Source organism: Paraburkholderia phenazinium (genome assembly GCF_900142845.1).
GTDB lineage: Bacteria > Pseudomonadota > Gammaproteobacteria > Burkholderiales > Burkholderiaceae > Paraburkholderia > Paraburkholderia phenazinium_A.
Map to the genome: position 1 here is coordinate 2064906 of NZ_FSRU01000001.1, position 19634 is coordinate 2084539.

17 protein-coding genes are annotated in these 19634 nt (G+C 59.3%); 8 read left to right on the plus strand and 9 right to left on the minus strand.

What is annotated here, in order from left to right; all coding sequences use genetic code 11:
• Positions 1–4: 4 nt before the first annotated feature.
• Both BUS12_RS08995 and BUS12_RS09000 read right to left on the minus strand, forming a co-directional pair.
• Positions 5–316 carry a BufA1 family periplasmic bufferin-type metallophore gene (locus BUS12_RS08995; protein ID WP_074295371.1) on the minus strand — a complete coding sequence of 104 codons (312 nt, stop codon included), beginning with the start codon at positions 314–316 and terminating at the stop codon, positions 5–7.
• Between the two features lie 170 nt (positions 317–486).
• On the minus strand, positions 487–1407 hold the full coding sequence (locus BUS12_RS09000) for a LysR family transcriptional regulator (RefSeq protein WP_074295372.1): 921 nt from the start codon (positions 1405–1407) through the stop codon (positions 487–489).
• Positions 1408–1571: 164 nt separating this feature from the next.
• Between BUS12_RS09000 and BUS12_RS09005 the strand changes: the two genes are divergently transcribed.
• From BUS12_RS09005 to BUS12_RS09030, 6 genes are all read left to right on the plus strand, one after another.
• Positions 1572–2930, plus strand: a complete 1359-nt coding sequence (locus BUS12_RS09005) for a Rieske 2Fe-2S domain-containing protein (RefSeq protein WP_074295373.1) — start codon at positions 1572–1574, stop codon at positions 2928–2930.
• Positions 2927–3415: a benzoate 1,2-dioxygenase small subunit gene (benB, locus tag BUS12_RS09010; RefSeq protein ID WP_074295374.1), complete on the plus strand. Its 489-nt coding sequence runs from the start codon at positions 2927–2929 to the stop codon at positions 3413–3415. The genes BUS12_RS09005 and benB overlap by 4 nt, the downstream gene beginning before the upstream one ends.
• A gap of 40 nt (positions 3416–3455) precedes the next feature.
• Positions 3456–4478 (plus strand): benzoate 1,2-dioxygenase electron transfer component BenC, encoded by a 1023-nt coding sequence (gene benC / locus BUS12_RS09015; RefSeq protein WP_074295375.1) that lies wholly within the window; start codon positions 3456–3458, stop codon positions 4476–4478.
• Positions 4475–5269, plus strand: coding sequence for a benzoate diol dehydrogenase BenD (gene benD, locus BUS12_RS09020; RefSeq protein ID WP_074295376.1), 795 nt, complete (start codon positions 4475–4477; stop codon positions 5267–5269). The genes benC and benD overlap by 4 nt, the downstream gene beginning before the upstream one ends.
• 242 nt (positions 5270–5511) lie before the next feature.
• Positions 5512–6573, plus strand: coding sequence for a catalase family peroxidase (locus BUS12_RS09025; RefSeq protein WP_074295377.1), 1062 nt, complete (start codon positions 5512–5514; stop codon positions 6571–6573).
• Positions 6570–7133: a cytochrome b gene (locus tag BUS12_RS09030; RefSeq protein ID WP_074295378.1), complete on the plus strand. Its 564-nt coding sequence runs from the start codon at positions 6570–6572 to the stop codon at positions 7131–7133. The genes BUS12_RS09025 and BUS12_RS09030 overlap by 4 nt, the downstream gene beginning before the upstream one ends.
• On the opposite strand, the gene BUS12_RS09035 is transcribed toward BUS12_RS09030, so the two are convergent.
• Entirely contained in the window at positions 7130–8059 is a 930-nt protein-coding gene (locus BUS12_RS09035; protein WP_074295379.1) for a cation diffusion facilitator family transporter, read from the minus strand. The two genes, BUS12_RS09030 and BUS12_RS09035, sit on opposite strands and share 4 nt — an antisense overlap.
• Before the next feature lie 627 nt (positions 8060–8686).
• On the opposite strand from BUS12_RS09035, the gene BUS12_RS09040 reads away from it, so the two are divergent.
• On the plus strand, positions 8687–10000 hold the full coding sequence (locus tag BUS12_RS09040) for an Nramp family divalent metal transporter (protein WP_074295380.1): 1314 nt from the start codon (positions 8687–8689) through the stop codon (positions 9998–10000).
• Positions 10001–10078: 78 nt separating this feature from the next.
• On the opposite strand, the gene BUS12_RS09045 is transcribed toward BUS12_RS09040, so the two are convergent.
• From BUS12_RS09045 to BUS12_RS09065, 4 genes are all read right to left on the minus strand, one after another.
• A complete protein-coding gene (locus BUS12_RS09045) occupies positions 10079–10618 on the minus strand; it encodes a phosphate-starvation-inducible protein PsiE (protein WP_171991618.1) in 540 nt (179 codons plus the stop codon).
• A gap of 325 nt (positions 10619–10943) precedes the next feature.
• The gene (locus BUS12_RS09050; protein ID WP_074295382.1) at positions 10944–11219 is read right to left on the minus strand and encodes a BrnA antitoxin family protein; all 276 of its coding nucleotides are present in this window, start codon (positions 11217–11219) and stop codon (positions 10944–10946) included.
• On the minus strand, positions 11191–11472 hold the full coding sequence (locus BUS12_RS09055) for a BrnT family toxin (protein WP_074295383.1): 282 nt from the start codon (positions 11470–11472) through the stop codon (positions 11191–11193). The genes BUS12_RS09050 and BUS12_RS09055 overlap by 29 nt, the downstream gene beginning before the upstream one ends.
• Positions 11473–12828: 1356 nt before the next feature.
• A complete protein-coding gene (locus tag BUS12_RS09065) occupies positions 12829–13491 on the minus strand; it encodes a hypothetical protein (protein WP_143788284.1) in 663 nt (220 codons plus the stop codon).
• 687 nt (positions 13492–14178) lie between these two features.
• On the opposite strand from BUS12_RS09065, the gene BUS12_RS09070 reads away from it, so the two are divergent.
• Entirely contained in the window at positions 14179–14559 is a 381-nt protein-coding gene (locus BUS12_RS09070) for a helicase HerA domain-containing protein (RefSeq protein ID WP_074295385.1), read from the plus strand.
• 798 nt (positions 14560–15357) lie between these two features.
• On the opposite strand, the gene BUS12_RS09080 is transcribed toward BUS12_RS09070, so the two are convergent.
• A complete protein-coding gene (locus BUS12_RS09080) occupies positions 15358–17235 on the minus strand; it encodes a UvrD-helicase domain-containing protein (RefSeq protein ID WP_074295387.1) in 1878 nt (625 codons plus the stop codon).
• The gene (locus BUS12_RS09085) at positions 17232–19568 is read right to left on the minus strand and encodes an ATP-dependent nuclease (RefSeq protein ID WP_074295388.1); all 2337 of its coding nucleotides are present in this window, start codon (positions 19566–19568) and stop codon (positions 17232–17234) included. Before BUS12_RS09085 ends, BUS12_RS09080 begins: the two co-directional genes overlap by 4 nt.
• Positions 19569–19634: the final 66 nt, after the last annotated feature.

The following is a 19634-nucleotide window of genomic DNA, read 5'->3' on the forward strand; positions in this document are numbered from 1 at the left end:
GGGATCAGGACTTCAGCGGAGTGAGCGAGCCATGGCCACCGCCCGGCACTTCGATGCTCGTGCAGGTGCCGCCCTGGACGAACTTCCACGAGTTACCCTGGAAGTCCGTCGCGGACGTTCCCTGGCAGGTCGTGCCGGGACCGGCGGCGCAGTCGTTCTGCCCTTTGAGGGCGACGCCATAGCACTTCTCCTTGTGAGCGGCGACGGCGGCGCTCGCTTCGGCCGGCGTGAGCGGCGCGGCGTGAGCGACCGAAGCGAGCAGGCTGGCGACGACGCCGGCGAGCAGCGTGGAACTGACGGTGGTCTTTGCGGACATGGAATTTCTCCAGGGTTGGAATGGAAGGTACCCGTGGTGGATACAACCGTTAATTCGTCGATGACGAAGCCCTGGTTACAGCGAGGAGCAATTTTTTTCAGCCGGTTGCCGGCTGCGACGGGGACCGTCTCCATCCCTTCGAGCCGCGCCCTTGTCCTGGCTCCTTGCCTTCAGGACGTGGCGATACGAGGTACATGGGGTATCTGTGCTTCCTCGTACAGCCGGTAGATCAGTTCAAGCATCTCCCGGATATCGCGCGACTCGTCGAGCGCACGCATGCTCATGATGATGGGCGATACCAGTGTGGGATCGTCCAGCTCCTTGTAGCTCACATCGTCGCGCTTCAGGCCGTACACGCTGCTCGGTACGACAGCAATGCCTTCTCCCGCTGCGACGAGCCCTAGCGCAATCTGCAGCTCTCGCACCTCATAGATCCGCCGCGGCTTGAGCGCACGGTCCTGGAACGCCGCAAGCACCTGGTCCGCGTAACTGGGTCTTGGCGCCTTCGGGAAAATGATCAGCGTCTCGTTGACCAGATCGCCAAGCGCCAGGACCGGCTTGGCGAGCGAGAGCGGATGGCCCTCCGGAAGGGCAACGATCATCTTCTCCTCGCGAAGAATCACCCGGCGGATGCTCGCGTCTTCGAGTCGAATCCGGCCAAACCCGACATCGATCCGGCCATCCTTCAACGCGCGGATCTGGTCCATTGTCGACATCTCGTGGAGGCTGAGTTCGACCGTGGTGTTCTCGTCGCGGAAGCGGCGGATGATTTTGGGCAGCATGCCGTATAGCGTCGAGCCCACAAACCCGACGGAGAGACTGCGCTCGATATTGCCCACGCGCCTCGTCATAGATTCGAGTTCGGCCGTCTGAGCCAGCAACTGCACGGCATGCGAATAGAAGAACTTGCCCGTCTCCGTCAGCTTCAACGGGCGCGAGTTGCGCTCGAATAGCTGCACGCCAAGCGTTTCTTCGAGCTGTTGTATCTGGCGGCTCAGAGGGGGCTGAGCCATGTGCAATCGCTGCGCCGCGCGCGTGAAATTGCGTTCCTCGGCCACCGCGACGAAATAGCGAAGATGTCGCAACTCCATCTCAATACCTCCAGGATATAGACCAATACTAAATCGGTGTTGGACGGGCCGTTTTGACGTCCATTATTCTGCCTTCACACGATGTTTCAGCACCGAATTATACCTTTCAGGCATGAATGGCGGATGCTGAATCAAGGGTTAACCCCGGCATACGGAGCGCACACATGGCCGCCACTACCGACAAAGCCAGGCAACTGGATGAACTGCTGCACACCGCCGTTCAGGACGACAGGCAGAGCGGTGTATTCCGTTGCCGCCGCGACATCTTCACCCACGCCGATTTATTCGAGCTCGAGATGAAACACATCTTCGAGAGCAATTGGGTCTACCTGGCGCACGAAAGCCAGATTCCCAACCCCAACGATTACTACACCACGTGGATCGGCCGCCAGCCCGTAGTGGTCACCCGCGACAAGGGCGGTGAGCTGCACGCGGTCATCAACGCCTGCGCGCACAAAGGGGCGATGCTGTGCAGGCGAAAGCACGGCAACAAAGGCAGCTTCACCTGTCCGTTCCACGGCTGGAGTTTCTCCAATACCGGCAAGCTGCTGAAAGTGAAGGATGCGAAAACCACCGAATATCCGGTGCAATTCAACACCAACGGCTCGCATGACCTGAAAAAGGTCGCGCGTTTTCAGAGCTATCGTGGCTTCCTGTTCGGCAGCCTCAACGCCGATGTGCTGCCCTTGGAGGACTACCTCGGCGAGACCCGGGTCATCATCGACCAGATTGTCGACCAGGCGCCGGATGGGCTCGAAGTGTTGCGCGGCAACTCCTCGTACATCTACGACGGCAACTGGAAGATGCAGATGGAGAACGGTTGCGACGGCTACCACGTTAGCACCGTGCACTGGAACTACGCTGCGACGATGGACCGGCGCAAGGTCGACGGCACCAAGGCGGTGGATGCGAATGGCTGGAGCCGGTCGGTAGCCGGCGTGTATGGGTTCGAACACGGCCACATCCTGCTGTGGACCAACACGATGAACCCGGAAGTGCGTCCGGTTTATCAGTACCGCGAAGAAATCGGCGCACGCGTCGGCGAAGCAAAGGCGAAATTCATCGTCAACCAGACGCGAAACCTGTGCCTGTATCCGAACGTGTTTCTGATGGACCAGTTCAGCACCCAGATTCGTGTGGTGCGTCCGCTCTCCGTAGACCAGACCGAAGTCACCATCTTCTGTTTTGCGCCAAAGGGTGAGAGCGCCGCCGACCGCGCCACGCGTATCCGCCAGTATGAGGATTTCTTCAACGTCACGGGAATGGGTACCGCCGACGACCTGGAAGAGTTCCGCGCGTGTCAGGCCGGTTATGCCGGTACCGCCGCGTTGTGGAACGACCTTTCGCGCGGCGCGCCGTTGTGGGTCGACGGCCCGGACGCAAACGCGAAGAGCATGGGCCTCAGGCCGCTGATCTCCGGCGAGCGGAGCGAGGACGAGGGCCTCTTTGTGTGCCAGCACGAATACTGGCTGCACGTGATGCGCGAGGCGTTGAAAAAAGAACAAGAGGGAGTCTCGGCATGAGCTTCGACTACCCGACAATCTGCGCCACGCTGTACCGCGAAGCGCGTCTGCTGGATGACCGTCAGTGGGACGAGTGGCTGGCCTGCTATACGGAAGACGTCACCTACTGGATGCCGGCGTGGGATGACGACGACCAGCTTACCGATGATCACGAGAGCCAGATCTCGCTGATGTATTACCCGGACCGTGGCGGCCTGGAAGACCGCGTGTTTCGCATCAAGACCGAGCGTAGCGGGGCGTCGATGCCTGAACCGCGCACCAGCCACAACGTGACGAATGTGGAAGTGCTGGCCGAACGCGGCAATGAAGTCGACGTGCGCTACAACTTCAACACGCTCAATCACCGCTACAAAACCACCGATCATTTCTTCGGCACGATGTTCGTCACCCTGAGAAAGGTCAATGACGGGCTGCTGATCGCCAGCAAGCGAATCGTGCTGAAGAACGACTACATCCGCCAGGTGCTCGACGTCTACCACGTTTGAGGTCGAGTGCCGGAAAGAGATGAGAAGGGAAGGAGACAGCATGTCCAGCTACACCATTGCACTGAATTTCGAGGACGGCGTGACCCGCTTCGTCGAATGCAAGGCCGGCGAGAAGGTGCTCGATGCCGCCTTTCGCGCCAGAATCAACCTGCCAATGGATTGCTCCGACGGCGTGTGCGGCACCTGCAAGTGCCGCGCCGAAAGCGGTCGCTACGATCTGGGAGACGACTATATCGAGGACGCCCTCAGCGACGACGAGAAGAGCAGCGGTCTCGTCCTTACCTGCCAGATGGTGCCGCAAAGCGACTGTGTGATTGCCGTGCCGGCCTCGTCCAATGTGTGCAAGACGGAGCAGAGCAGGTTCGCCGCGACGGTATCGAAGATCGAGCCGCACAACGACGCAGCCGTCGTGCTCGAGCTCGACGTGGAGGCCGCGGCACCGGTGTTCCTGCCGGGTCAGTACGTCAACATCGATGTTCCCGGCAGCGCGCAGCATCGTTCGTATTCCTTTTCATCGGCGCCGGGTGAGTCGAGAATCCGCTTTCTGATCAAGAAGATTCCCGGCGGTGTGATGAGCACCTGGCTCGAATCCGCATGCCCCGGCAACAGGGTGGAACTGACCGGACCGCTGGGGAGTTTCTATCTGCGCGCCGTGGAGCGGCCGTTGCTGTTCCTCGCGGGCGGTACGGGCCTGGCACCGTTTCTGGCGATGCTGGAAGTGCTGGCGCGCGTCGCTTCGCAGCAGAAGGTTCATCTGATCTATGGCGTGACGCGAGACCTTGATCTCGTGCAGGTGGAAGCCCTCGATGCGTACGCGGCGAAGCTGCCGAATTTCAGCTACGCCACGGTCGTCGCCGATGCGGATTCGGCGCATCCGCGCAAGGGTTGGGTGACGCAGCACATTCCAGCCGAGGCCTTGAATGATGGTGATGTCGACGTGTACCTGTGCGGACCGCCGCCGATGGTCGATGCCGTGCGTCAGTATTTCGACGACAACGGCATGAAACCCAACAGCTTCCACTACGAGAAGTTCACGCCCAACGCTTCGCCGAGGACCGCATGAACACGCAACGATTCGCCGGCAAGGTCATGGTCGTCACCGGCGCGGCGCAGGGCATTGGTCGTGCTGTCGCGCTGCGTGCGGCCGCCGAAGGCGGCAAGGTGCTGTTGGTGGATCGCGCCGACTTCGTCTGTGAAGTTGCCGCCGAAGCGCAAGGCACGCACACCACTCGCACAGCCGACACGGTTGGGTTCGTTGCCGACCTCGAAACATATGAAGGCGCGGCATCGGCGATGGCGTTTGCCGTGCGGCAGTTTGGCGGTATCGACATCCTGGTGAACGGCGTGGGTGGGGCGATTCGCATGCGTCCGTTCGCGGAGTTCGAACCGGCGCAGATCGATGCGGAAATTCGCCGCTCGCTGATGCCCACGCTGTACGCGTGCCACGCGGTGCTGCCGCACCTGCTCAAGCGCGGCGGCGGAACCATCGTCAATATCTCATCGAACGCCACACGTGGGATTCGTCGCGTGCCGTATTCGGCGGCCAAGGGCGGGGTCAACGCGATGACGCAGTCACTGGCAATGGAATACGCGGCGCACAACATCCGCGTCGTCGCGACCGCACCCGGCGGCACCGACGCGCCTGCGCGGCGCGTGCCTCGCAATACGGCCGGCGACAGCGAGCAGGAAAAAGTCTGGATGGGCGAGGCGGTGAGGCAGGTCACCGAATCGACCTTTCTCAAGCGCTACGGCAGCATCGACGAGCAGGTCGCTCCCATTCTGTTCCTCGCTTCGGACGAGGCGAGCTATATCACCGGCACAGTGCTGCCGGTCGCGGGCGGGGATACCGGCTGATCTTTCCGTGCGATGCTCTTCCACACTGCCGCCGGCCCTGGGCGAAGCCTGCCGCGCCTCAGGCCGGTTGCGAGGCAAGCACGATCGAGCGTGATCGAGCGTGATCGTGCCAAAGCGGGCAGTGGGGACAACCGACGAATTCGAGTGTATTGTCTGGACTGCAACGGCTCCATGCAACCTGACCAGATCGTTCTACACTTGTGCCGGCAGGTGTTCCCGGCATTCGCCATCGGGAGAGATCGATGACCGACAGACCGACTTCCAACCCATCCACCGTTCGTTCGCTGGCGCTGATTGCAGTCGTGGTGGTCGTGCTGGTCGCCGCCTTCGCCTTTACGGCCGGCTGGCTCTCGCCGGGGCGCCTGACGCCGGCAAAGATCGTCAACGCGCTTGCGCCCCCAGGGGGCGCGGCGCTGGGCTTCCGGCGCAACCACTCGAAGGGTATCTGCTTTACCGGCAGCTTCGAATCGAATGGGGCGGGTGCGGCCTTGTCGAAGGCGCCGATGTTCGCGCCTGGCTCGTATCCGGTCACGGGCCGTTTCAATCTCGCTACGCAGGATCCCAAAGCGCCGGACGCTACGGTTCGGGTCAGGGGCCTCAGTCTGCGCATCGTCGCCCCGGATGGAAGCGAATGGCGCTCGGCGATGATCGACGCACCCTTCTTCCCGGTCGCCACACCGCAGGCCTTCTACGGACTGCTGCAGGCCTCGGCCAACAAGAGCGACCCGGACGCCATGAAGAATTTTGCTGCTGCGCATCCCGAACTCGGCAATTTTGGCGCATGGGCCGGCAGCGCACCGTGGACGGCCTCATACGCGCAAGAGCGCTACAACAGCCTTAATAGCTTCATCTTCACCAATGCCTCGGGACAGGACCAGGCCGTACGCTGGTCCTACGTGCCGGCGGCGCAACCCGAGGCCGTCTCCCCGGATCAATTGAAGGCGAAGGGGGCCGACTTCCTCGCCGCGGATATTACCCAGCGGGTGCAAAGCGCGCCGCAACGATGGACGCTGGTCGTCACGCTCGCCAATCCCGGCGATCCGACCGCCGACCCCAGCAAAGCCTGGCCGGAAGATCGACGCAAGGTGGAGGCGGGGACGCTGGTGGTCAGCGCCATCGAGCCCGAGGCTGACGGGCCGTGTCGCGATCTCAACTTCGATCCAACCGTCTTGCCGCCCGGCATGCACGTCTCGGACGATCCGTTTCCCGCCGCGCGCTCCGCCGCCTATTCCGTATCGTTCAACCGGCGCACCGCCGAGGATAAGGACTATCCGCACCATCCGGCCGGAGGAGACACGCCATGAGCCCGATCCGCAATCGCTTTACACCGCTGCAGCGCGTGCTTCACTGGCTCATGGCGGTTTGCATTCTGGCGATGCTGTTCATCGGCGTCGGGATGGTGTCCACCGTTCGCCCGGATTATCTTTCGCTGGTGTCCATCCACAAGCCGCTGGGCATCACGATTCTCGTGCTGGCGCTGATTCGCCTGGCGGTGAGGTTGACGCGCGGCGCGCCGCCGCTGCCGGCCTCGATGCCCGAACCGATGAAGCTCGCCGCTCGTCTGTCGCATCTGGCGTTCTATCTGTTGATGATCGGGCTGCCGCTGATCGGCTGGGGCATGCTGTCGGCCGCGGACTATCCCGTCGTGGTGTTCGGGATGCGCTTGCCGTCCTTCCTGCCGCATAGCAACTGTTTGCACACGCTGCTGTGGAACGCACACAGGGCGCTTGCGCTGTGCTTCTTTGCGCTGATTGTGGTTCATCTGGCGGCGGCGCTGTTGCATGCGCTGGTGAGACGCGACGGGGTCTTTGAGGCGATGGCGCTGTGGCGCTCCGAGGGGAAGGCGGAGGGTTCCGGGGATTAGTGGGCTTTGGGTGTGTTTGACCTGACCAGGTCGTCGAGACGTTCGTCGTCGATGCCGGCAGGCTCCAGGTGGGCCGTCACGTCGGCAGCCTCGAACAGGCGTTGTACTGTTTTTTCCGCACGATCGGCGATGGTGTGACCCGTCGCGACAGTGAGCGCCCCGTCGACTTCCACGTGGAATTCGATAAAAACCCGGTCGCCGCCGTTGCGCGTCCGGATATCATGAACGGCTTGCACGCCGTCGCATGCCAGCACGGCAGCCTCGACGCGTGCCCGCTCGGCGAGATCCAGCTCACGATCAAGCAACTGGAGCAACGCTTCTGCCGCCATGCCCCGCGCATTCCACAGCATGTAGGCGGAAATGGCCAGTGCGCCGAGCGCGTCGGCCCGGGTCCAGTCGAGAAAGCGTTCGAGCAGCAGCGCAACCAGCACGGCAAGGTTGACCGCCACATCCGTCACGTAATGCGCCCGGTCTGCGGCAATGGCGGTTGAGCCGGTGCGCCTGACCACGAGCGTTTGCATAGCGACAAGTCCGGCCGCGGCCAAGGTGCTTGCCACGATCACCCAGATGCCGAATCCCGTCTGGTTCAGAGACTGAGGAACCAGGAGACGCTGAACCGATTCGACGCCGAGCCCAACCGCTGCCGCCGCGAGCAGCAGCGCCTGGACGAAGGCCGCGACCGCCTCTGCCTTGCCGTGCCCATAACGATGCCCCCGGTCGGCAGGGCGCGCCGCATAACGCACCCCGGCAAAGGTGACGGTAGAGGCGAGGACATCGACGAGGCCATCCGCGGCAGAGGTCAGCAATGAAATGGAGCCGGTTGTGAGCCACGCCCAGACCTTGATCACGACCAGTCCCAGTGCAACCACGAGCGCAACCATTGACGCCATTCGCCGAAGCGCACCATCGGACATGTGTTCGGACATCGATCCAACCTCTCTGGCGATACGTTGATTGGGGGCGTTGTCCGGGTACGAAATGGTTTTCCACCGTGCGAACGTTCCGGTACGCAGCCGAGTGGTTAAGGTATATCCTCCGCGTGAACGTGCGCAAGTCTGCGCATGCAAACAGGCTAGTAGCCGCCAGAGAGCAGTTGAACCAGATGTACGGCGGCCACTGCGAATCCACCGAGCACAATCGCAAACCCTAGCGCCATTCGGGCGAGGGATCGGACGGGCATGTTCGGCGTATGACCGACGGGGAGGGTAGTGATTCTGCTCAACATGATTCATTTCCAGAACGTTTTGCGTAAGGCAATGTTGCCGGGAATCCGCCGGAAAGAACATTCAATAATTCGAATCGTTTCGATAAGGTTTCGTTAACTGACGAGACCGCCGCAACACTGCCCAGGTTACATCGACCTTTCTGCGATTCGAGGGCGTCCCGCGCCGATCCGATCCGTTTCGTTAGTCCGATTGATAAATATTTGTTCACTTTGCGGTCATTCCGGCCCGGTGGTCCGGTGTCATATCCTCAGGCTTATCTGAATCCATGCGCGCTCGCCGTGGTCGGGAGCAGCCAGACATGAAATTATTTTCTCGAAGGATTTGATAATGAACGGTGGACAGGCCTCAATAAGGATAACGGATCGGACCGTAAGTGCAATCAATGAAGTGCTGGCCGGTCGAAAGGCGGGTGGCCTCAGCAGATTATTTTTATTTGCTGGCCCAGCCGTCGTGGCATCCATTGCCTACATGGATCCAGGCAACTTTGCCACCAATCTTCAGGCAGGCGCGCAGTACGGCTATTCCCTGCTGTGGGTCGTCATGGCGGCCAACGTCATTGCCATGCTGTTCCAGGCGCTGTCGGCGAGGCTCGGTATCGTGACCAACCGGAATCTCGCCGAGATGTGCCGCGAGCATTTCCCGATGCCGGTGGTCTATGCAATGTGGGGCGTCAGTGAAATTGCCGCGATGGCAACGGATCTGGCGGAATTCCTTGGCGGGGCAATCGGTCTGTCGCTCCTGTTCCATCTGCCGTTGATCGACGGCATGGTGGTGACCGGGGTGGTCACCTACGCGATATTGCTGGCGGAAAAGCAGGGATTCCGACCAATCGAGCTGATCATCGGGGGCCTCGTTGCTGCGATTGCCCTGTGCTATCTCGTCGAGCTGTTCATGGTTCATGTATCGTGGGCGGCAGCCGCTCACGGCACCTTCGTGCCAACGTTGCATTCGAGCGAGGCGGTGACAGTCGCAGTCGGCATTTTCGGCGCCACCGTCATGCCGCACGCCATCTATCTGCACTCGGGCCTGACGCAGAACCGCGCGCCCGCCCGGACCGATGAGGGTCGCCGCAAGCTGCTGCGGTTCTCCAATCGTGAGGTGGTTATTGCCCTCTCGGTTGCGGGTCTCGTCAATATGGCGATGGTCGTGATGGCGTCCGCTGCATTTCACGTGGGGCATCCCGACATCGCGGAAATTGAAACGGCCTATCACATGCTGACGCCTTTGCTCGGCGCCGGTGCGGCTGCGGTATTTCTCATTTCGCTGCTTGCCTCCGGCGTTTCCAGTTCGGTGGTGGGAACGATGGCGGGACAAATGATCATGCAGGGTTTTGTCGGCTTTCACATTCCAGTGTGGTTGCGCCGCATGGTCACCATGGCGCCGGCATTTGTCGTGGTCGCGTTAGGCGTGAATGCCACCGATGCGCTGGTCTATAGCCAGGTTGTCCTGAGTTTTGCGCTTCCCGTGCCGATGATTGCGCTGGTGATCTTTACCCGCAGGCGCGACATCATGGGCGCGTTTGCCACCAGCCGGCTGGTTAGCGCGGCGGCGATTCTTGGAACGGTGGTCATTCTGGTGCTTAACGTTATTCTGATTCTTCAAACGTTTGGTGTGAGCATCCCGGGGTTGCCCAGCGCTTGAGACGCGAGGGCGGAAAACACCCTGTGCCGTGGCTGCATCTGTGGTGGCGTGGGGGCGACGAGGTTCAACGGCCTCCGCTCAGTGGCCGCCATCCTCAGGTCGTTCGTTGGTATGACTCGGATATTTCGACTGACCGTAGCGAATCAGCAGTACCCCTAAAGCTATGAGCACAATAGCGCCGGCTGATGCAACGAGATGCAGATTGGTATTCGTGCCGGCGCGCAGGATAACGTCGCGTGCGATCGAAACCATCGCAATGTAGAGCGGAAAGCGCACGGGCAGTTGCCCGGCCTTCAGGTATTGCCCCACCATGGCGAACACTTCGAGGTAGAGAAACATCAGCAGCAGGTCCGTCAGCGTGACGTCGCCGGAGTTCGCCATCGTCCAGATCAGATGACCCATTGCCAGCGCGGTTCCGATTCCGGTGACCAGCAAGCCGATCAGTTCGGCTGTTTCTATTATTTGCTCGAGCCGTTCCTTGATGCGCTTGCGAAGCGTGCCTTCGTACTTCACTGGCGGTGCTCCATGCAGCGTTGAAATAGTGTCGCGAGGTTGCGGTTCATCGGTATCGGTCCGTTTGGTTAAGCGATTGAGTGTGGCGACGCGTGCTGACGACATGGCATGGAGCGTTAGCTATGCGCGGGGAGGGCGGCAACTGCAACGAACGGTTGCCTTACGCTTTTCCGGCGAGGGCATGCGGAAAGCGATTGGCAAACTTAGCATGTTGGGGTAGCTAATAGATGCGTCATGTCGTCGCTCGATCTGGACAGCAGAACAGGCCGACTTTGCCGACTGTGGCTGGCTTGTGAGGCTTGAGATGGGCCGCGCGTCCTCGAAGCTGGCTTTTCGGTTGCCAGTCGTTCAGGGCAGATGCGACGTCAGCAACGAACATTTGTACCGTGACGATTAGCGCCCTCTGTCCCGCATCGAGCGCCACCGATATTTACGCGCGGTGAGTCTTAAGCCAGTCGCGCAGCGCATCGTTCATGCGTGTTTGCCAACCTTCGCCGCTTTCCCTGAATTGCTCGATGATTTCCGCGTCGTACCGGACGGTGACCGCGACTTTGGGGTGTGCGAGCTTTGGACGGCCGCCGCGTCGCTTCATCTGCGCGAACTGCTCATCGGTCGGCTCGAACGTGTCCGGGTCGGCCGCGATGCCGCGCTTGATCGCCGCTTCTTCTTCTGGCGTGTTACGGATCAATGTGGGTTGCTTTTTCATAACGTTCAATCTCCCGGTTGTTGGCTTTGCGCAGACTGATAACCCTGAAGGTTTCACCGCGCTGCGTGAACACCACGCAATAGAGGCGGGCGTCGATCACGGCGTAGCCAATCTCGCGCAATTCGCCATAGTCTTTCCGGTCGTCTGGTGTGCACCAGACGGAAGGCCAGTCGATCTCTTCGGCGAGAGCTAGGGAAACGCGGTGTTTCTCCTCGTTGGTTCTGCTTTTGGCTGGATCGTGGGTTGTTCTCATAAATGAACTTCACATGGTTATTGTAGTTACAAAAACACACCGCTGCAAGGTGTTTTTGTAACTACGTTATTTGCCGTATTCTGGGCATCTGAAGTTCAGGCCGCTGTTTTCTCATGCACGTATGCCGGCGGGTCACTGCCCGCAAACATCCGGCCTGAGCGCCACATTCGCGGCGGCTCGACCGCCAGCGCGCGAGCACGGTCGAAAACGTGCCATCCCCGGACGTACAGCGCGAAGCTGCGCCGGCTCGACAGAAAATGCGGCGCGTGAACGCCGACCCACGTGAGCAGTTCGGCAGGCGGAACGTTTGGGGGCAGCCGTATCGGGCTCGATACGGGCGACGACAGTAGATGAGGTAGTGAAACTTAATTTGACATAATATAAATTATCAACGCTGAATCTGTAGTAGCTTTATAGAAATGTCCGGTTTCCTGCTCCGGTCCGACTGCCGTGGAGTGCGCCGGAGACAATGTATGTACGCTCAAGCAGTTTGCACAGCCAGCACATGGTTTACCTGGGCCGCCACACTGAGCACGTACTTTTACTCGGGGCTCAAAATTGCACATCCTGAGCACACACTTTGTCGCTGATGCTAGCGTCAGTAGCGCGGGGAACTAAATTTGGCACTTTTTGGGTGCTAAAAGCCGCGAAACCCTGCGCCGCAACTTTGTACCGAGTTTAGTTCCAAAAACCCGCAGGTAAGTCCTGAATTTAGTTCCAATCTTGCTGGCTGAAGTAGGCTGGAGGCATGAACAGGTGCTGCTGTCGATGACGGTGGCCCTGCCCGGCAGTGCTTCGCAGCAAAAGTGTGAATGCGGGCAGGTTTACCTTCGATATTCACAAATTTGCCCCGTGAATCGCACATTCACAAGTTTGCTACGCGGCCGTTCTGCCCGATTCGACACTCACAGATTTGCTCCGAAGCAAAGTGCTTCGGAGCTAGATCGTGAGTTGTTGCCGGCCACGTGAATGAGGCCGGTGACAGTCGCGAGCCGAACCGAACCGGCAGCGTCTGCGCCTTTGGCACCGGCGCCCGGCAAGATACGTATCCAGTCGCCACGAGGCGGATATTGGTTGAAGAGAGCGTGGATCCCCACGCGCCGCGCGTGGAGATCCAGCGCGCCTGAGCCGATGATTGGTTCGCTCCCAAACACGCGCATCCGGGGTGCCGCGAGATTTACGGATATGCGCTGCGGTTTCGACGGCCTGGCCGCGAAGATGTACACCGTGCCGGCAAAGATCCGTTCTCTACCCACGCTGACGCACGCGCGAGTTTTAGACGCTTTTACTTTTGATATGCCCTGCCCTTATAGATCTCTGTAACATTGATCATGTCGGTCCGTGCGCACTGAATAGTTAGTACGTCAGAACATGCTTGATCCTTACCGAATCGAAACCAAGGCGCATAAGTCGGAAAATGACAGACCCTGAAATTTCTTCATCGTCATCAGAATCTGCAATAATATCCAATTTTCTACCTTTAATATGGTATGACTCTATAAGTTGATGTCGGTATAGGCAAATATGGAGGGGGTCGTTATCGTTAATTTCAAGGGCGCCGATATAGGATTGAAATCTCCTGAGGTGATTGTCGAGGTGTTTAGTCTGCCAGAAATTGACATTTTTCAGGTAGACTGCGAAAATATTGTGAGTAAGAATTGTCTGCGCGGATTTTCGCGTTAAAGTGCAGTAACTGGAATTTCTTGAATCGAGTAACATCTGGGTTGCCAGAGTGCGGGTGATTTCCGGCACCAACCCATATTCCGATAAAATCATGTTTGCGCGCGAAATAGTCAATTCGTGGAGGCGCAGATCACCGAGGAGTATTCTCGAATCGATTCTCAGGCCGCGCCTTCCCAGCAGCGACCGAAATACTCTCCGGACGATTGATGTGCCGTAGTCATCCGTCAAACTCTGGTCGTCGGCATTAAAATGAAAGGCGATTTTCATTCCGACACCCGCGTTTCGCTCATGATGTCCCCTTTCAAGCATCGTCACGCTACTTACCCGCAGCGTCATTACTGCTTGGCACCTGCAAAGACGTTGGGTTCCTCGGCACCATCCCGCAAACATCACTCTAGAAGATTTTTAATCCGTTTAAATATCATATTTTTTTATAATCACACATCAGTCTTGGAGATAAACGCAAAATCAATTCTTAACACGTACGAATATTAAATTTCTAACAAATTCTCGAATTGACATTGCGGCGATGCGGCCCGAACGCGAAGAATAAACTGATATGTTATGGGCGATCCGCGCTCACGGACAGGCAATTCAATCAGTTTCGTAAATCGAACTTGTAGATTTTTAGGAAATTGCCTGACGTTTTTTAATGCTCAATGAACTAAAATGTGAGCCTCGATACCCACAGCCTCAGCCCGACTTGGTCACGCTGGATCATTAAAATTATTAATATTTGCAACCCCGGAAACTCGATTCATACTTTTTGCATCCTCAACGACGTCAGGCTTGCCGCCCATCACGGACGCTTCGTCGTCGGGTGTCAGAAGCACGATAGCGAAACTAACATCTTGATAGTTCTGGATCTTCTCAATGACTGCTTGGTTCTGGCTCGCCTATTCGTGCAAAAATTATCGACTGGAAGCCAATTCTTCCGAGGAAACGCGCGATGGGGCCGCGTGCGCCGTCGTTGTGCCCATGCACGACGATTAGCGTCTCGGCGTAAATGTCAGCCCCGCTCATATGTTTGGCAGGCACTGTGCGGTGCTTGGTGCTACAGGAGGAGGCAAGAGCTGGACCGTGGCACGGATCCGTCCAGGAAGCCGCCCGCATCGGCGGCAAGATCATCCTGATCGATCTGACGGGGGAATTTCATACCTTCACGGAAGGTGTCCAGGCGATCCATTTGGGAGGCGAGCGAGAAAGCAAGGACGATCCCCGTCAGTTCGTCGCCTTTCCATACTGGCAGCTCACCGAGTCCGATCTTTTCGCCATCTTCCAGCCCAGTCCCGGGGCGCAGGTCCCCAAGCTGCGCGAGGCCTTGCGCAGCCTCAAGCTCAACTACGTTCTGAACGGCGAAAACGAGCCCTTTACCATCAAGAAGGCAGGTGCCGTCCGTCGTGAGTTCAACTTTGCCTGGGCTCGCCATGAAGGAACTGTCGAGGCAGAAGGCGCACGGTACCTTATTTCGCCGCTTGGAAAGCAGATCTTCGAGGAGTGCGTTTACGAAAATGGCGGCTCCATGGCGAAGAGTGCTTCGGAGCAAATATGTGAACGCGAGCAACGCTTCCTTCGCTATTCACAAATTTGCCTCCTGAATCGCACATTCACAAGTTTGCTACTTGGCCTCTCACCCTCATTCGACATTCACAGATTTGTTCCGTTAATGGCACATTCACAAATTTGCTTGTTTTGAGTGGTCGAGAGAAAAATGCACGGCATACCCTCGCCCTCGCAGCACACTGACATACGGTGCTGTCCGGCTCGCGGTGGATCTCTGGGCGCGGCAGTTGCGCCGGCAGCGATGCGCGCTTCGGTTGCTGGGGTGGCTGGTCGGCGGCGGCAGATCGAATTCCGGCGGCGACTCTGTTCGATGTCACGCAGGCGCGTGGCGTCGATTCCCGCCTGCCACCTTCCCATTCCTGCTCTAAAAGAGATCACTATGACTGCCCTGTCGGTTCTTGGGGACACAGGAACTACTGAAGCTCCTGGATGAGATTGCCATGGATGTCGCTACGCGCTTGCATGAGCGACGCGACTGATGCCTTCACGTATGGCGCCCGAATCGCGTTCATTCAAAGCTTCGGCAACCACCGGATCGATCCATAATCCGCCCTGCCCTGCGGGCGCGTGCACGAGGCACCTGCCGCGAACGGACAACACGCCGAGTCCTCAGACTGGTTGCTCTTTGACTCGATGGCGTCAGCCCAGATGCTCTGTACTCCGGATTACGGCCTCGGGAAACAGATTTTTCTCAACGATTGCAGCGCGGGCCGCCGCGACATCGGGAACGAAGACCACGACTGCCAAGTCCTTCACCGCCCGCGAGCAGCACACGTAAAAGAGGCGACGTGTTCGATCAAGTACGGACTCTTCGTCTGCCGCTATCTTGGCTTCGTCGCTGTCCGAGAGCGGGATGTACCCAAAATACTTTCCATAGGAATATTGCCGGAAGCCAGCTTCTTCATCGTCGATCACGACCAAAACGCGTTCAAACTGGGCACCTTTCACACCATGATGGGTCGCGAACGGTGATTCCTCGGTGAAGTAGCGCCGGTAAGCCCAGAGTTCGTCGACACCACACGCTAGGTAGGCCTGAACGTTCTCGAATCCGCTGCTGCCGTCGTCCACCGACTCGGCAATCAGATGCACGCCAAAGCGGTCGTCGAGGCGCAGCAGCTCGTTATCGCGCACATGCACCAAGACATCTCGGACGGTCGCCCGCGATCCTTCTGCCAACAGAGCGACGAGCCCATCGAGCGCTTGCTGCAGCGCTCTCAGAACAGGTGCCGTCGTCTGTCCTCGAAGCCGCTCGGGTTCGAGCTTCGGGCTTTCGCTGCGCAGGGTCGACATCACGGTGAACTGATCTCCCGCTCGCGCCGCAATGACAAGCGGAAGTATGTGCTGGGCGACTGGGCGGACCGGCCAAGCTGTTCCATCGTTCAATCCTTCACTCAGACTCATCGGGGCTCGGTCATTGAGCGCCGCATACAGATTAGGGAAGCCGAGCCGGGTGGCCGCCATGCGGTGCACCAGCACAAGTAGGCGGACATCGCCTTCCCGCACATCGCTTAGCCAGAGGTCGTCCCCGGTTTCGGACGCCAACCACCGCCTGACAGCGGTGAGGCGCGCGCTCCGATCCCCGCCCGCCGGTAGGACGAACAGATTAGAGGTGCCCACGACCGGCTGCTGGATGCCATCAACGGTCACCGTCCGACCCCGCACCTGCTCTAGGCCGTCGCAAGGGACGCGGATCGCATTGATGACCCCAAGCACCGATGTCGGGCAGCGGAAGTTCTCGGGCTTTGTGACTTCCGCCCAGCCGTCGTTCAGCGGGACAGTACCTGCTCCGCTCATATAGATCTTCTGCATAGGGTCTCCGAAGAAACCAACGCACATATCGGGATGCACTCCCGCGATGTGTCGCAGCGCCTCCACCACCTCCGGATTGGTGTCTTGGCTTTCGTCGACGAAAATGTAAGGAAAGCGCTTAGCAACAAGTAGTCTCAACAGCGGATGCGAAGCGACACAGGCAGGGGTGAGCTTGAGGATATCGTCGTGGCCGAGAATGCCCTCGGTGTAGCTACTGCCATTGCCGTAGACGAACTTCTCGACTCTACTGATCGCACCCAACTCGGCCTCGAGATCAGCGATCTCCTGTTCGAGGCGCGCCTTCGTTCTCTCCTGCGTCCGGGGCCTGTTGTAGTGTTCGCGTCGCTCCGCGATCTTCTCCTCGATGCGGGTGACCACCCAGCTCGCGATATTGGTATGGAACGGCCGGATGATCGACCACAAGAAACTGTGGATCGTCGATATGTGGAATAGCGGCGAGACGCCGACGTCGGACAAAATTTCACCGACAGCGACTTCGGTATATGTGATGCAGGCAATTTGCTGTCCCGCGCGACGCAGCGCAGTACCGCGAGTCTCGGCCAGGTGCGCGATAGCCTTGATCAGCGAGGTCGTCTTCCCTGAACCTGCGCCGGCTACCATGACGAACGAGCGCGGCGGCGTCCGATCGAGACAAGCTCGAACGTCTAGGTCGGCTTGTGTGTCGGGGCTGCCAATCCGGCTCGTCACGCCGCCACCTCATCGCCAGCGACGTCCGGTCCGCCCTTGAGTTCAGGGCCGCCTCCCTGCGGTTGCTCCTCGTCTTCGTTATTGTCCAGCGACGGCGGCGCGATCTCGGTCTCGAGCCAGCGCAGGCCCTCGACGATATAGGTCGGGACCGACCAGTTACTCGGATCTTCGGCGAGCAAGGCGAGCGCGAAGTCGGTCTTGCTGAAGCTCTTTGCCTGCACGCGCTTGTGGATACGCTCCGCAAGTGTGGCTAGACCCTTCTCGCCAGCCTTAGCAATGCGGAGCTGAAGCGGCCTGCGATCCTTGTCCTGACACCATTCCAGATTTTCGAGCGCGAATGCTTCCTCCAGCGTGCGCCCGGCGAGTACCAGGGTCTCGGCGCCCCAGGTGACATCGATCCGGTACTGATAGGCAACCCGTACCAAAGCATCGTTGTCGTTCGCCCGCGGCTGGATCTTCTGCTCAGCCGTCGCATCCCACAGGGCGGCGACCGTGTCGCACTTCGGTAGCCATTGACGCAAAGTCTGATTGGACGTCGCCGCGCCCGGATGACCGGCGATGCACGCCTTGCCGGGCTTATCCGTGGCCGCAGGTGCATCCTCCTCTTCATCGTCTATGTCCTCAGCGTCCGCGTCGGCGACCAGCGCATTCTCAGCAGCCAGCTCCCTGTCTTCCAGCTGAGCTTGGTCAGCGACCTCCCCGTCCTTCGCCAGTGGACCGAACACGCTGTCAAGATCGGTGATGATGAGCGTCGTCAGGCCGAGAAACTCGATCAGCGCCTTGAATCGGTAGCCGAACGCCCCGCCGATCTCGAGCACGGTAAGATAGGTCGACTGCAGTCGCGGCGCGGCATTAGCGATCATCTGCGGCAATAGCAGCCGCTCAACATTGCCTTCGACCAGCACGGCGCCGTCGGCGAAAAAGAGATCGCAGTGCGCAAGCTTCAAATAGCGCTCAAGAAAGCTACGGATGTCCGGGGCGGTGCTGTCGTAGAAAACCGATAGGTTGAGCACATCGGAGGTCGGCACATTCTGCACACGGCTGCGACGAAAATAGCGGATCGGCCGGAAGCCTCGTTCGTAAAGAATGTGAGTCGAGTGGGTCGTGACGACGATCTGGTTCGTACAGTGCGTGCGGTCCTCGTCCTTGAGCGCGAGGATGCCCATCACTTGGCGGATGAAGGCCTGTTGAAGCTGGGCGTGAAGGTGCGCCTCGGGCTCCTCAATGAAAATCAGGTGGACCGGCGGACGGTTGTCCTCGATCGCCAGCCATTGGGCGTGGAGGTCGAGCAGTTCGACGACCATGAAGATAAGGTTCTTGAAGCCGAGGCCGTTATAGTGGTCGGGTAGAGTGGGCGGGTCGGGATTCCCGTCGTCGGCCCCCAGCGCATAGTGGACGATCGCGCCATCGCGACCGTTCATGATCTTGGCCGGGTCGAGCGCCGAGCGGATCATCATGCGCGGGTTTGAGAGACCCGGATAACCGAGCTTCGACAAGCTCTTGAGTGTCGGTTCGAACACCCGCTCAAGATGCTCATTGAGCGAGACTTCGGATGCTGCCAGGGCACGCAACGCCTCGATATCTTCGCCTTTCTGTTCGAGGTTGCGCCCGTAGAAGCGACTGAGTACGTGGGAGAGATCCTCGGCGCGCGAGCTACCGGGGCCGTCCGAGAGATGGCGCTGCGCGTTCAAGAAGTCGATATGAAGAAGGCCGTTCAAGATCTCACGCCCGCTCCGGTCACGACCGGTGAGAAAGGCCGGGTCATAGCCATCCTCTGCGACCATGTTCGTGTCGAACCGAGCAGGATCCAGTACAAAATGGCGTAGTTCATATTCGTCGTGCAGCCTGTCGCGGAGGAACTCCCGCAGGTTACGTGGCGAGGGGTCGAAGACGGGCGCTTCGTCGTCATCCTTTGCGACCGCATCAAGCACGCGCTGACGCACTTCGACATAGCGGGCCCGCGTCTCCGCGGGATTTCTGGGCACGTAGGCGACACGCATCCCCACCAGCGTGCCTTCCCAAGCCAGGCTGGGCAGAAGATCGATGACGCGGTGAACATCGTCCGGACCGATTTCGAGCCAGATGTCGATTTCCATCCTAGGCAGGGACGCTTCCCCCTCACCCTCGCCGAACGCAACGATGTCGGACCAAAGTTCGGCGCTGAAGTCGTGAATGTTGAAGCGGCCGCCTTCAGTGAACAACTGGAGAGCGTGCCCAACCGATGTCTTACCGCTGTTGTTCGCACCGACAAAAATCGAGATGTCGGACGCAAGATCGATTACGACGTTGCGTAGCCGCCTGAAATTGCGGACGACCAGCTTCTTCAAATGCATCCTCATCCCCCGATTATCAGACCACCCGCGTGCTCAAAAGGCCAGCTTTCTCAAGCAGCTTACTAT